Raw genomic sequence first — 13,594 nt, forward strand, 5'->3', positions numbered from 1 at the left:
CTTTTTTTAGCAAGCAACTGGGAAGTTTTCTTATCAATGAATGTACCATGCTCTATTGACTTTATGCCAGCCTTTGCACATCTTTCGATTCCCTCTAAACTGTGGCAATGAGCAGCTACCTTTAACTTATGATTTTCTGCTTCATCAACAATTGTTTTCAATTCCTTCTTATTGAATTGCGCTATATCTGGAGTAGTGTATGGAGATAGAATCCCTCCACTTGCCATGATCTTGATAAAGTCCGCACGAGCCCTAATGACTTCACGGGTTTTCCTTAAAACACTTTCCACTCCATCACAGGTTCCAACTGGAAAACCAGGATATGCAATTTCCATATCAAAGCCAGAATTCAAGTAATGGTCAAAATGCCCTCCTGTAATTGCTAAAGGCTTAATGGATATGTTCAGTCTTGGTGCTGGAAATATCTTCCTCTCTTGAGCCATCTTAACTCCAATGTCGGCAAGTCCAGTATCACGAACTGTAGTGACCCCTGCATCAATGGTTGCTTTCATATTATCTACAGCATTGTAAAAGTAATATGAAAGAGGGTCTTTCATGATATCCTCTTTATGAAATCCATTAGCCATAATATGGGCATGTGAGTCTATAAATCCAGGCAAAAGATAGTCATCCTCACCATCTATAACAATATGGTCTTTGTATAATGAAGACTCTTCTGTATGCAATGACTTTATTCTGCCATTTTCAATTAAAACGTGCCTTTCCTTAAGGGGTTCCTCACTAAAAGGATTTATAATGTTTACATTTTTAATATATATTGATGACATAAAATCACCCATTAATATTTATTGATTATATTGTATAATAATTAAATTGAATAAAAAATTATATTGATTATAATAAAGTTATTTTACCATTATCACTATCTACTTCAACCATTTGTCCATTTACCAATTCCTCAACACTTGATGGAGAATCAACCATTGGAATATCAGACATGATAGCGCCAGTAGCTATAATAGGTTCTGCCTTAAGGCAAATAATCGCTTTAGGAGCAGTGTTGTTTTTCATCATCTGGAATATGACATAAGACCCTACAGTGGAACCTTTACCTCCCGGAATGAAAAGGACCTTATCTTTAATTGACTCTCCTTTGAGTTCATGATTTGGGTCAATCACTACACCGGTTTCAGGGTCTACTCCACCTAAAAAACTAATTGCTTCACTGGATACAATTAATTCCCCTTCTGCTTTTCCTTTAGAAATATTTCTGCATTCTATCATAAAATCACATGTGAAAATAGATTTGATTATTAAAATATTTGATAAATACTAAAAATTATCTTTAATCATAATTAATTTATCAGTTCTATTATAAAAATTTTAAAAAAAACCAATGCCAAAAGAACCTCACATATATGAAAATATAGAAAAAGTTTTCAAAAAATTTATAAATTATTAAAATATATTTAAAAATAATAGTCATAATAATATGACTAAATTAGGTGGTATCATGAATCGTTTAGAAAATAAAATAGCAATTGTAACAGGTTCAACAAGCGGTATAGGCATAGGTATTGCAAAACTCTATGCTGCTGAAGGCGCAACAGTGGTAATCTGCGGAAGAAGAGAAGAAAGAGGTCAAGAAATCGTTGATGAAATCAAAGAAGCAGGAGGAGAAGCATTTTTCCACTTTATGGACCTTGATGATGTTTCTTCAATTGAAGCATTGTTCAAAGATGTTAATGAAAAATGTGGAAGGATTGATATTCTTGTAAACAATGCAGCTAATGTAAGCTTACAAGATGGTTCCGTAACTGAACTAACTCTTGAAATGTGGGATGCTATGTTTACAAGTGACCTTAGAGGAACATTCTTTGCCATAAAAACAGTTATTCCATACATGCAAGAAAATGGAGGAGGATCAATTGTCAATATTGGTTCTATGGCATCAACTGGTGGAGACCTCGGTGCAACAGCATATGCCTGTGCCAAAGCAGGAATTGATATGTTAACCTCATGTGTGGCACTCCAATACGGTAAGGATGACATTCGCTGCAACTGTGTACGTCCAGGCCTTATTGTAACCCCTCAAAATGAAGCATTCGTTGCACAAGAATTGAAAGACATCTTCCTTAGCAATATTGAAGTAAATAGGTATGGTTGCCCAGAAGACATCGGACATGCATGTGTATTCTTCGGATCAGATGAGAGTGCATATGTTACAGGCCAAATCATTAATGTTGATGGAGGAATGAATTCACACGTACCTACTGTTGCTCAATTCCGTGAACTTGGCTCAAGAACCTGGTAAAAAATAAAAAATAGATTTTAATGAAAAATTTTAATAAGATTAAACACCCAATATTTTTATAGGTGAAATTTCTATGACTGATGCAGAATTAGCTTTTAAAACTGGAAGTATATTTAATAAAAAAATCACTTCTGCCTTTTGGTCTTCATTTAAAGGCAAATATGGAAGGGTTCAAGTTGAAGTATTAGTATTTCTTTTAGAAGTTGAATCTGCACAGGCATCAGAAATTGTGAAGGAATTGAATATTTCTAAACAGCATGTTTCACTGATTCTAAAAGAGTTCATTTCAGATGGGTATGTGAAAGTGGTCAGCAATCCAAATGACAAAAGATCAAATCTTGTATCAATTACCAAATCAGGACAAGAATTCTTAAATGAGCATATTGAGATAAGTAATCAAGTTTTTAATGAAATTGTATCAAAAATGAGTGAAGAAGAGAAAAAGAAATTCCTTGATTCAATGGACACCATCTATACCCTACTCAATAATGTAGAATAAAACTATATTCTAATAAAAAATTCTTCTAAACCTATTTTTTTAAAAAAAATAAACACCTGCCTCCCTAATTTTTAAAAAAAAATAAAAAAATCCTTATTTTAATAAATTAACCCTTTTAAGAAAAACTTTATATACAATAATAAATATAACAATTGTTATAATTTTTACTTAAATGTAAATTAAGTTAATTACAAAAATTATTATATATTAAAAATTAAAAAGTAATTAACTGTATCATTAAAAATGCTAATAGGTTTGAAAGAATGAACAAAACAACAAAAATTTTAACTATTCAAGATATTTCATGCTATGGACAATGTTCAATAACTGTTGCACTCCCTGTAGTTTCTGCTTTTGGAATTGAAACTGCAATTCTTCCTTCTGCAGTCTTATCTACACATACATCTGGCTTTACAGATTTCACTGTAAGAGACTTGACAGAAGACCTTCCTGAAATTAGAAAACATTGGGAAAAGGAAGGAATAAGTTTTGATGCAATCTATACTGGTTTCATTGCATCACAAGAACAATTAGATTACATAAAAGACATTATAGACTCAAGATTAAAAGATGGGGGACTTGTATTTGTAGACCCTGCTATGGCAGACCATGGAGAATTCTACAATGGATTTGACCAGGAATTCGCAGATGCTATGGGAGAGCTTTGTAAATTAGGAGACTATATTCTACCTAACACAACTGAAGCTTGTTATATACTCCATAAGCCTTGGAAAGAAACATTCTCCAAAGAGGAAATGTTGGAAATGGCTAAAGAGCTTTCCCAATTCACTAAAAGATATGTTATCCTAAAAGGATATGAAAATGACAATCATGAAATGGGAATGATCATTTTAGATAAAGTTGAAGACACAATTGATATTGTCTACAATGATAAGGTAGACTATGTATCTCACGGAACCGGTGATGTCTTTGCTTCATCATTTGTTGGATCAACAATGTTAGGAAAATCCTCTTCAGCTGCAGCTAAAATAGCTGGAGAATTCACTAAAAAGGCAATTGAAAAAACAATTGGTGATGAAACTCATACCTATGGAGTTAAATTCGAACAGGCAATTCCTGAACTTTACGATTTATTAAAGACATTTTAAAACACAACAATTTAATTGTTAAAAAATAAAAATAAAAATATATTTGAAATTATTTATTGAATCCACTTTAAAGTAGGCAAAACATGGAAAATCGTACTGGTCTTTTTTCAAATGGGGTTATCTGGTTTGGAGTAGCTATCTCTGTTTCAGAAATAGAAGCAGGAATACAGCTTGCTTCCTCAGCCCCAATTGATTCCATTTGGCTTCCATTGGTGCTTGGACACATTATAGGTGGAATTTTACTATTTTTTACTGGATTAGTCGGTGCACGCCTAAGAGTGAATGCTATGGAAACCATCAAATCCACTTTTGGTGATTACGGTTCCAAATTCTTTTCCTCATTGAATGTTATGCAGCTTATAGCATGGGTAGCAGTGCTGAATGCTCAAGGTGCGGCAGCAATGATGGGATTGAATTTGCCAATATCCTTCACTCTAACCTGTATAATTCTCTCTGTAATCATTGCAATATGGGTTTATGTTGGACTTTACCGCTTATCAAAAGTAACCACTGTCATGATGGTGGTGTTAACTGTACTGCTTGCAATCCTATCCTTTAAGCTATTGGGAGGAAACATTTCAAATGTAGTGCCTATTGCATCCTTTGCAAGCACAAATAACCCCTCACTAAGCTTCTGGAATATTTTTGAAATATCAATAGCTATGCCTATCTCATGGCTTCCTGTAATTTCAGACTATACTAAGGATGTTGAAAAACCAGTGCATGGAACAATGATTTCTGCAGTTGCATATACCTTAGCAAGCCTTTGGATGTATGTTTTAGGTATGCAAATCGTTGGAATTGGAACAACAAGCATTGCACAATCAATCCTTATGGCAGGTCTTGGAGCTCAAGGAGTAATTATTCTAGTTCTTTCAACTGTAACATCCAACTTTGTAGCGGCAAATTCAGCTGGAGAATCCTCAAAGGCTATCGTTAATAGAATCAATCCTAGAATTGCTGGAGTTGTAGTCAGCATCTTAAGCTGTATACTTGCCATTTCAGGAATCATGGATCACTACATTGGATTCCTATATCTTATTGCATCAGTGTTTGCACCTATGGCTGCAGTGCTTTTGGTTTCATTTTTCATTTCAAAAGAAGATACTGGAAATACAAAGATTTGGTACTGGAACATGTTTGCATGGTTTGCAGGTTTTATAGTGTATCAATTGACTGTAGGACTTGATTCAATTCCATTAGGTCCAACATTGCTTGCTATAATTGTGTCAGCTGCACTGGCTTATATTGGGGTTTTAGTGAAAAATAGACCTCAATCAAATTTAATTGAAAACTAAAACTGGCCAGATTACAAATATATAAATAGTTATAATAAAAAAATTATAATTATGGCTGAAGAGAATTTTATGGAAACAGGTAGGCTCGAAGCCTTTTATGATGCAATCATTGCAATTATTGTAACTGTGCTTGTTTTGGAATTACCACAACCTGCAACTGCATCCCTTGCATCAATTTGGGCTTTGAAAACATCTTATTTTGCATATGTAATAAGCTTTTTAGTATGCGCTAACCTTTGGCAATACCACCATTTAATCTACAATCATGTTGATAGGATCAATACTAAAATCATTTGGCAAAACATCTTATTGATGTTTGTATTCTCATTGATTCCTTATTTGACAATCTTCGTTGCAAATCATCCAAATGAGTTCATTCCACAAGCATTATACGGCCTTGATTTTATTATCGTTGATATAATCCTATATTATATGGCAAAATCCTTGCTTGAAATAAATCAGAAAAATGAGGAATACTTAAAAAGTGCACTGAATGTTAGAGATGCATTGTACATTCCATTTGCAATATTCATTGTTGGATTCATTATAGCACTACTCGGATACCCTATTGCAATCATTATCTGTTGCTTGATTACAATTATTAGGTCTTTATATGTGTCTTTGAAAGGCAAATAAAAATCCCAACGCTATTTTCTAAAAAAATAGAATTAATAAACATCCTTTTTCATGACTTCCCTTAAGACTGCAGTTGCATAGGACCCCTTGTCTATAGAGAATTCACACATTACCCCATCATCAGTTGCCACTGCACTTGCATCCCATACCTGGAATCTCATAGCCCTTCTAAGCCCATGGCTTCCTAAACGAGGCATTTTAGGAACTTCAAAATCAGCTTTGGTCAAGCCATAACTATTCAATATTTCTTCTTCCATCTTGCCTACTTCTCCACCAGCAAAAGGAACTTTTGTACCATACAAAGGACAGGTCTGGTTTATTTCAAAGGAAGATACCATTTCCTGAAACTCTTCATTGGTCTTGTCTCTGACTATCCTTTCTTCCTTATCTATAACGATATCTCCTTCAATGTATTTGTCCATTCCCATAGCCACTCTTTCACTTACTGCTGCATTGAATAAAAATGATTGGTAAGCATGAACAAACATTCTTTGAAGAGGCTTTGGAAGTGCATGAATAGCATTCTTATAGGCCTTATCTGACAATTCCACTTGAGATTTGTCAACTTCTTCTGGTTCGATTCCTTCCTTTTCAGCAATCTTTCTAATAGCTCTTTTTTTCTCTTTAATAAGAACCTTAAGCATCATCTTTTCATAACGCATTCCAGGATGCATCAATTCCAAGGACTTTTCCCAGTCTCCATCATCGTATGCTTGACGAGCTGCTCTAGCTTCTTCACCTTCTTCTGGAGAAGGATTGCCGATATATCTTCTCACTGCTTCCTTTAAGTCATTTTGAATGAGAGCTTCTCCAACCAAATGAGTGTTGGTTCTTGGCTTTCCGAATCTTTGCCAACCGAAATAGTTAGGAACACCAGTTTTCTCAAGGGTCTTTAAAATGGCATCTGCTCTTTTAGCTGCATCTTCAATAGCTAATTTACGTGAATCCTCATCTTCACTATCCATTCCATCAATATCCTTAACCAATATTCTGAACTTATTTCCTTTAAGTTGACCCATTCTTAACTTTTTTCTTCCTCTTACAACTTTGAGGAATTCAGTGTTGTGAATGGTTCCTTCCAATGCCTTGACTTGATTGAACTGTTCTTCAGAATCCATATTAGCTATGCAGATCCATTGGCGAGTAATGGCTTTCTTGTCTTTCATTCCTGCAAAACCCATTCTTTTTCTGTCAATATGAAGGTCTCTTGCAATATCAAGGAGAACATCAAGAGTTGTTCTTCCCAATTTCTCAATCCAAATGTAAATGTTTGGACCTTCTCCATCTGGAATCACTTCAGGGATTTCCTCTACATAAAAGTCTTCCCATCTGTTTCTTATTGTTCCACCGATACCTTCTTCCTTTGTTACATAAGTATTTGCATTAAGCATAGCTATTCCTCGAAAATAAAAATAGTGAAATCAGTTATTAAATATAAAAAAATGCCCTGGCCGGGATTTGAACCCGGGGAATGGGATCCGCAGTCCCACGTGTTATCCAAGCTACACCACCAGGGCAGGAACAAATGAAAAATAGTAAAAATAGTCTAAAATAAGTCAGGTACTATTATAACATAATTATATTAGTATATTCCAATATATAAATCTTGGCTATGAACACAAAAATGAAAGTAGAATAGATAAAAAGGAATTAGAATAAATACAATTTATAGGAGTAATTTCCATAGTTTCTAATAGCTACATTGACCCTGTCTGAACTTTCATAGTCTCCATTAGAAGACAATACTTCTCCATTCAAATTATTGCTTTCTACAAAAGCATAACGATGATTATTTTCTAAATAATCTGAAAAGAAATCATCCAATAACAATTTTACTTCTCTTTTTGAGGCAATGGAATTGTTATTGCTTGATAAGATATATGATATCCTTTCAATTAAAGTATAATCCCTTCCATCGACCTTGGATGACATGATCTCCATAATGTCCTGACTTGTCTTGAAATCACTGTTTTCTTCAGATAAACTTGGGACATCAATATCAATTATCATATTGAAAGCAATGAGGACCATAAGCAATATGAAAATGGAAAGCAATGCATCAATTAAAGATATGAATCCCTTATTGTCCTTGATTAAATTAAACATAAAATCACATGAATATTTGTAAATTTATATTTGATTTAATCATATAAAAAGCTTTTTAGAGCATTAAAATGAGTTTAATATTGATTTAAGATTAGGGTTTTGATTAAAATTGAAAAATAATGATTAAAATGCAAATTATATTTAAAATAAAAAGATTAAAATAAATAAAAAAATTAAAAAAAGAATATTACAAACTAATTAAAATTGACTCTGAATCAATTGGATTCTTATAAGCTTCTGCCTCAATAATGGTTTTTAGTTTAGAAAATGAAATATCATAACCTTTTTGATTTAAATCTTTTGCTAAAAGTTTCAAATCTTCATATTCTGCTTTTAATGAAATTAATTTATTATCATCACTAAATAAATACTTTATTTTAGCAACAGATTCTAAAGAAGAATCATTGATACTAATTAAGACCTTTTTTTCAATTAATTCATATGGGAACCTTTTATGTTCATGCTTAAAGATTTTCATACCGATTGTACCAAATTCCAAAGCTAAAAGACTTGAAATGTCATCAAAGTATTCTTCTTCAAAATCAACAAGGACAATATATTCCATTCTTCCTTTTTTGGTAAGAGCGTTGATTATATGAACATTTTTAGCTCCGCTGTCCATTATTTTATCTGTAATATAAGGAATACCTTCAGGAGGCAAATCATCAATTGTAGTCATTATTAACATGAAATCTACCCGCAAGAAAAAAATTTTGATAAAAAAATTAAAAAACCAATAAGGCCTAGATCTTATCCAGGCCAGTCAGTTTAAAAATTTAATTCAAATCTTTCATTATAGTAGCTGCACGTTTTGCTACATCCATTGCCCTTTCCATTCCTCCAGGAATAGAGGATGTTACATAAGCCCCACGAACTGTTTCTTTTGCAATGGCTTTTAAATCACCATCAGCATATCCCATAGCCCCTGCAACTGCTGCAGGAACAATCACATTGATTATAGTGTGACCGCATAATTGCAATTCAGTAATAGGGACTGCTGCAAGAGGAATAGCTTCCAATATATCCATTTTTTTATTTACCATTGCATCAGGTAAGATCTTATTAGCCAATTCTTCAAAGACTATTTTTTCACCATCAACAGTTACTTCTACATCAGCACGAGTGTCAAAACCAGGATAATTATCTAAGAATGGATTTTCTTTTCTACGTGACCTTCCAGAATAATTAGTAATATTGATTTGGATATCCTTGCCCATCATGCCACTAAACAGTCCAGAAGCTGCAGTTTGAACATTATTAAGTTTTTCATCATCAAGAGCTTTGGTGATTTCCTTAAGGGTCATTCCTTCATTGAGTTTATTGTAAGTAAATTCTGCAATTCTTAAAGTTTCTCCAGTCAATGCACCTTCAGTTGCCAAAATCATAGCTTTTGTAACTGGTCCTCTTCTAACTTGTTCAGATTTACGAGCAATGGTATTTGTAGCTATTTTAGCTATTGTTGGCTCAAGATAGAAATTAGATTTTACTTCATTAATAGCTTCAGCAGCCTTATCAACATCCCCATCATTTGCAAGCAAGACTTTAAGTGCAAGTACCGCATCTGCAGTCATGTGACCTAAAGGTGGTTGCAATGGACCGCCAGAGAATCCTGCACCAATAGCTAATGATTCTTCAAATGCTGAAAGCATTTCTTCAAATGCAATCATACCAACTACACTAGGACCTCCAATGTCTTTCATGATTACTCCAAAGTCACCTACAACAGTCGCAGTGTCATATTCTTCACCAGTTCCTCTAATATGCAATTTTTCAGGTAATCCTGCCGCTTCACAAGCACCTAAACCAGCTACATATGCACTATTTGCTACAAAGAATTCACCGTATTCCTCTGCAACTTCAGAATCTGGGTGAACAATCTCCAAGATAGCTGCTACACCAAAGATAGCTGCGATTATTGGACTTGGAGGCATACCTACATTAGAGTATGCAGTCAACATTCCTTTGGTTCCCGCATATGCTCCTTTTTTAGCAAGCTCAGAAAATCCTATATCTTCTCCTAACGCATTATGTCCATACAATGGGCCTCCACCTACACCTAAAGGAAGAATAGCCCCTTCGATAGGAGTTAAAGTGTTATTGAATACCTCATCATAAACTGCTCTGACTGCTGCATAACCGGATATCCTATTGTTTGCTTTAGGAGTAGGAATTGCAAGAACTCCACAACGGTCCACACCTGCAATTATTCTTGCCATAGCACCTAATTTCCTGTTTCCTGCTGGAACCCCTGCTTGAGCATTAGTTCCCGCAAAATAACATAAAGCTGCACTGATCAATGCCGCATTTGCCGCATCTGCACCACATTCCTCTGCAGCTTCAATAGCTTTTCTTAAGATATCATCAATAGGAAGTCTGCCGACATTCTCATCAGTCAACATTATATTTGTTCCTCTTAAGACATCATTTGCAATAGAATTTGCAGAACAAATTGCTGCAAGATTTAACATACCATGTCCTTTAGTTAATGCTTCTATCCTATCACTGGTCAAGTTATCCATGTCTAAAGTAGAAGCCATCATCGCTGCAATGATTTCCTTTTCCATTTGTGTCACCTAAATTATTTATTTATAAAATCAACGATTTTTGTAATAATATAACGCCCTTATATTATAATTAATAGTATAGACTTTAAACTAAATAAAGTTAATTAAGAATATAAATCACGATAAAAATAAAAAAAGAAGAAGAATAAATTCATCAAAAAACAACATAAAATAAAATAAAATAAAATAAAAAAATTAAAAGCTATACCTATTTTATGGCAGTTATGGTCATCCATTGAACGAATCTGTCTGAAAGTGAAAAGTGATCATAATCATCATCAATTGTAATCTCCTTTCCATCATATTTGATTGTCTCTTTTTTGGATTTTCCATCTCTTAAATATGTTTTTATCTCTTTATAATCATTATTCTCTAAAAATTGACACAAATCGGCATCAGTATAAGCTGTCATGTTCATTAATCCTTCACATAACCTCATAAAGAACCCTGCACCATTTGTTTCACACCCAATTAAAAACATGCCTCCAGGTTTAAGAACTCTTTTAACTTCACCAAATGATTTTTCTATATCTGGCCAGAAATAGACAGTTTCAAATGCAGTTACAATATCAAATGTATTGTCTTCAAAAGGCAAGCTTTGAACATTGCCCTCTAAAACTTCTACACGACCTTGGATAATCAGATCTTTATTTACTTCACGAGAAAGATTTACACTTTCAATACTATAATCTACACCATAAACCTTCTTTGCAGTTTGAGCCATACGATTAATGTTCATCCCTCCACCACAGCCTACATCCAATATAACCTCATCTGGAGAGATATCTAAATGTTTCAATCCCCATAGAGAAACGGGAGTGTGTTCCTTATTCATTGATTTCAGTTGAATATTGCCTAATTTACCTTGTGGATTTCCCATATTTTTAAAAAAGCCCATATTGACACCTATAAATATAATTTCTTAATTTAGATTTCTTTGTTTAATATAGAAAATTTAACATCTAATTAAATATCTTAAATGATAGAATATAAAGTTTTGGTATGCCTAAATATATTTATGAATAAATATATTATGGCTTTAATAAAAATAGAATAATGAACATTTTGCATACGAAATAAAAAAATTGAGCAGGATTTAGTTCTTAAACTAAAGTTTTAATAAAAGATTATTAATCAGATGAAAATTTTAATCCTTCTGATTCCATTAACTTGACATTTTTCTGAACTTCAGTTCTATACCATTGCCTTAATTCCAACTCCTCATCATCTAATGAACTGGTATCAAGGGTATCAAAATATTTTATGTTGCGTTCCATAATGCTTAGGTTATTGAGCCTATTTGGAGGTACCTTCATAGGATCCTTTTTGTACAATAGGATTACATAAATCGCCATGGAACAGGAGGCAAAATAGGAATCATGGAAATGATCAACAAATTTATCTACAATTGATTTCATATTTTCCAAATTGTTGGCTTCATATTCTGCTTTAAAGTCTCTAGCCAAATCCAATTCATTATATTTTTTAAAGCTTCCAATAATGTTTCCAATTAAGCCCATAAATAACACCTTTTTAAAAAGAATTAAAAAAAGATAAGATAAAAAATAAAAAAACAAAAAAAGAAATTTAATTAGAAATTATATGATTCATTGATTTTACCGGTTACATCACGAATTTCAGCAGTAGCTTCTTCCAAGTGGAAAATAGCCATTTTAAAACCGGTTTCATCATTATAGATTCCTTGCAAGAACTCATTTCCTGCAACTATAGCATCTGCCATATCATAGGTTTCTTCAAATACAGCTTTTCCATAGTATCTTAAGAAATCAGTTTCTACAAGCGCTACAATTTCAACATAAGGATTTGCTTCCATTTGTTTGTATACGTCCTTATGGTTTCCTACACCGAAGTAAATCTTACCATCTTTGAGGAGATGGAAACCTAAAGGTCTGTTCTTTGGTTTGTCTCCATCAACAGTTGCTAAGAAAAATACTCCCGCTTCATTCATGAATTCGTCTATTCTTTCTGCACCTTCTGCCATTTATATCACCTATTTAATTTTAAGAATAAAAATCTATAAAAATAAAAAATTAATAAAAAATTAAAATAATAAACCATTGAAATTATTAAAATTAATTAATAAATAAAATTATTTATTATTTGATAAAATATAATCAATAACTCTTTCTTTTTTCTTAATGGAATTATCAGCTGCCTTTTGAACCTTTTCCTTCATGATTTCAAAGTCTTCAGGGGTTGTATCTCCAACCAATTTCTTGATTTTAGTGTATGCAGCTTCTCTAAATAATGGAACTAAAGTTTCTTCTGTTCCATCTTCCTTAAGAAGAATAGGAGACCCCTTATTGTTTACCTCACCGATTTCTGTAATGTACACTCCAACATCAGAAACTACCTTTTTAACATCTTCAGCAATTTCTGGAGGAACTACAAGCATAAGTGAATCAGTGGAAACTCCAAGAGGATCAATATCCAAATCTTCAAGCATATTCAATACATTTGGCGCTACAGTTGACTTGATCTTGTCATGATAGAACTCCAATCCTACACCTGTTGTTTCACAGATTTCGTGAGCATCCCCTCTAAGACCACCATTGGTTACATCAGTCATTGCATGAACGTCTTTTACTAAATCTGCTGCAAACAATGCCTTGGAGGCCTTTACAAAACTGATGTTCATTGTATCCCATACAACATCAAAGTAACCGTTATAGAGTGCAGTTGTAGTGATTGTTCCACCACCGGCACCTTCAGTCATAAGAATGATATCTCCTTCAGTTGCTCCTTTTCTTGCAGTTGGAGGATACTGTGAAACACCTACACTTCCAACACAGCTGACTAACCTATCACCAAGCACCATATCTCCACCTACACGCAAGGTACTTCCTGCGACAAGAGGAACATCAATTAGCTCAGATACTGCACATACACCTGCAGTATAGTCAAACAATTTGCCGATATCCCCATCATCAGCCAAGTGAAGATCGCTTAAAATAGCTACTGGATCTGCCCCCATTACACAGACATCCCTTAAAGTAGCTCTTGTTACATGGAAACCACCTAAAAATGGATATTCACTGAGTCTTGAATGAATTCCGTCAACTGCAGTGGTTATGTAAACATCATCT

Annotated in this window: 15 protein-coding genes and 1 tRNA gene; 5 read left to right on the forward strand and 11 right to left on the reverse strand. The window is 33.6% G+C overall.

Features of this window, described 5'->3' with window-relative positions; all coding sequences use genetic code 11:
* On the reverse strand, positions 1-788 hold a 788-nt coding region (locus Q0409_RS05985; protein ID WP_298536072.1), incomplete at its 3' end, for an amidohydrolase family protein.
* A gap of 67 nt (positions 789-855) precedes the next feature.
* Positions 856-1,245: a DUF126 domain-containing protein gene (locus Q0409_RS05990; protein WP_292778628.1), complete on the reverse strand. Its 390-nt coding sequence runs from the start codon at positions 1,243-1,245 to the stop codon at positions 856-858.
* Between the two features lie 229 nt (positions 1,246-1,474).
* On the opposite strand from Q0409_RS05990, the gene Q0409_RS05995 reads away from it, so the two are divergent.
* The 5 genes from Q0409_RS05995 (at position 1,475) to Q0409_RS06015 (ending at position 5,817) form a co-directional block, all read left to right on the forward strand.
* Positions 1,475-2,275, forward strand: coding sequence for an SDR family NAD(P)-dependent oxidoreductase (locus tag Q0409_RS05995; protein WP_298536074.1), 801 nt, complete (start codon positions 1,475-1,477; stop codon positions 2,273-2,275).
* A gap of 73 nt (positions 2,276-2,348) precedes the next feature.
* A complete protein-coding gene (locus Q0409_RS06000; RefSeq protein ID WP_298536076.1) occupies positions 2,349-2,774 on the forward strand; it encodes a MarR family winged helix-turn-helix transcriptional regulator in 426 nt (141 codons plus the stop codon).
* Positions 2,775-3,037: 263 nt separating this feature from the next.
* Entirely contained in the window at positions 3,038-3,883 is an 846-nt protein-coding gene (locus tag Q0409_RS06005) for a pyridoxamine kinase (RefSeq protein ID WP_298536078.1), read from the forward strand.
* Positions 3,884-3,966: 83 nt separating this feature from the next.
* Complete coding sequence (locus Q0409_RS06010) at positions 3,967-5,181, forward strand: cytosine permease (protein WP_298536080.1); 1,215 nt, start codon at positions 3,967-3,969, stop codon at positions 5,179-5,181.
* Between the two features lie 51 nt (positions 5,182-5,232).
* Positions 5,233-5,817, forward strand: coding sequence for a TMEM175 family protein (locus tag Q0409_RS06015; RefSeq protein ID WP_298536082.1), 585 nt, complete (start codon positions 5,233-5,235; stop codon positions 5,815-5,817).
* A gap of 32 nt (positions 5,818-5,849) precedes the next feature.
* Here the strand turns inward: Q0409_RS06015 and truD are convergent, their stop codons facing one another.
* The 9 genes from truD to Q0409_RS06060 all read right to left on the reverse strand — a co-directional run.
* On the reverse strand, positions 5,850-7,208 hold the full coding sequence (gene truD, locus Q0409_RS06020; RefSeq protein ID WP_298536084.1) for a tRNA pseudouridine(13) synthase TruD: 1,359 nt from the start codon (positions 7,206-7,208) through the stop codon (positions 5,850-5,852).
* A gap of 52 nt (positions 7,209-7,260) precedes the next feature.
* Positions 7,261-7,334, reverse strand: a tRNA-Arg gene (locus Q0409_RS06025).
* Between the two features lie 133 nt (positions 7,335-7,467).
* Positions 7,468-7,923 (reverse strand): hypothetical protein, encoded by a 456-nt coding sequence (locus Q0409_RS06030; RefSeq protein ID WP_298536086.1) that lies wholly within the window; start codon positions 7,921-7,923, stop codon positions 7,468-7,470.
* A gap of 187 nt (positions 7,924-8,110) precedes the next feature.
* Positions 8,111-8,611: a nickel insertion protein gene (larC, locus tag Q0409_RS06035; protein WP_298536088.1), complete on the reverse strand. Its 501-nt coding sequence runs from the start codon at positions 8,609-8,611 to the stop codon at positions 8,111-8,113.
* 88 nt (positions 8,612-8,699) lie between these two features.
* Positions 8,700-10,487, reverse strand: a complete 1,788-nt coding sequence (locus tag Q0409_RS06040) for a hypothetical protein (protein ID WP_298536089.1) — start codon at positions 10,485-10,487, stop codon at positions 8,700-8,702.
* Between the two features lie 208 nt (positions 10,488-10,695).
* On the reverse strand, positions 10,696-11,385 hold the full coding sequence (locus Q0409_RS06045) for a class I SAM-dependent methyltransferase (RefSeq protein ID WP_298536091.1): 690 nt from the start codon (positions 11,383-11,385) through the stop codon (positions 10,696-10,698).
* A 232-nt stretch (positions 11,386-11,617) separates the two neighbouring features.
* Complete coding sequence (locus tag Q0409_RS06050) at positions 11,618-12,007, reverse strand: hypothetical protein (protein ID WP_298536093.1); 390 nt, start codon at positions 12,005-12,007, stop codon at positions 11,618-11,620.
* A gap of 71 nt (positions 12,008-12,078) precedes the next feature.
* Positions 12,079-12,489, reverse strand: coding sequence for a pyridoxamine 5'-phosphate oxidase family protein (locus tag Q0409_RS06055; RefSeq protein WP_298536095.1), 411 nt, complete (start codon positions 12,487-12,489; stop codon positions 12,079-12,081).
* A 108-nt stretch (positions 12,490-12,597) separates the two neighbouring features.
* The coding region (locus tag Q0409_RS06060; RefSeq protein ID WP_298536097.1) for an AIR synthase-related protein at positions 12,598-13,594 on the reverse strand (997 nt) is incomplete at its 5' end.

It is taken from the genome of uncultured Methanobrevibacter sp., assembly GCF_937898925.1.
Taxonomy (GTDB): Archaea; Methanobacteriota; Methanobacteria; order Methanobacteriales; family Methanobacteriaceae; genus Methanobrevibacter.

What these genes read in the sequence shown, in the direction of transcription:
- Q0409_RS06030 (WP_298536086.1), bottom strand. Translation starts at nt 7,923, where the DNA reads ATGTTTAATTTAATCAAGGACAATAAGGGATTCATATCTTTAATTGAT.
- Q0409_RS06050 (WP_298536093.1), bottom strand. Translation starts at nt 12,007, where the DNA reads ATGGGCTTAATTGGAAACATTATTGGAAGCTTTAAAAAATATAATGAA.
- Q0409_RS06055 (WP_298536095.1), bottom strand. Translation starts at nt 12,489, where the DNA reads ATGGCAGAAGGTGCAGAAAGAATAGACGAATTCATGAATGAAGCGGGA.
- Q0409_RS05995 (WP_298536074.1), top strand. Translation starts at nt 1,475, where the DNA reads ATGAATCGTTTAGAAAATAAAATAGCAATTGTAACAGGTTCAACAAGC.
- Q0409_RS06010 (WP_298536080.1), top strand. Translation starts at nt 3,967, where the DNA reads ATGGAAAATCGTACTGGTCTTTTTTCAAATGGGGTTATCTGGTTTGGA.
- larC (WP_298536088.1), bottom strand. Translation starts at nt 8,611, where the DNA reads ATGTTAATAATGACTACAATTGATGATTTGCCTCCTGAAGGTATTCCT.
- truD (WP_298536084.1), bottom strand. Translation starts at nt 7,208, where the DNA reads ATGCTTAATGCAAATACTTATGTAACAAAGGAAGAAGGTATCGGTGGA.
- Q0409_RS06000 (WP_298536076.1), top strand. Translation starts at nt 2,349, where the DNA reads ATGACTGATGCAGAATTAGCTTTTAAAACTGGAAGTATATTTAATAAA.
- Q0409_RS06015 (WP_298536082.1), top strand. Translation starts at nt 5,233, where the DNA reads ATGGCTGAAGAGAATTTTATGGAAACAGGTAGGCTCGAAGCCTTTTAT.
- Q0409_RS05990 (WP_292778628.1), bottom strand. Translation starts at nt 1,245, where the DNA reads ATGATAGAATGCAGAAATATTTCTAAAGGAAAAGCAGAAGGGGAATTA.
- Q0409_RS06045 (WP_298536091.1), bottom strand. Translation starts at nt 11,385, where the DNA reads ATGGGCTTTTTTAAAAATATGGGAAATCCACAAGGTAAATTAGGCAAT.
- Q0409_RS06005 (WP_298536078.1), top strand. Translation starts at nt 3,038, where the DNA reads ATGAACAAAACAACAAAAATTTTAACTATTCAAGATATTTCATGCTAT.
- Q0409_RS06040 (WP_298536089.1), bottom strand. Translation starts at nt 10,487, where the DNA reads ATGGAAAAGGAAATCATTGCAGCGATGATGGCTTCTACTTTAGACATG.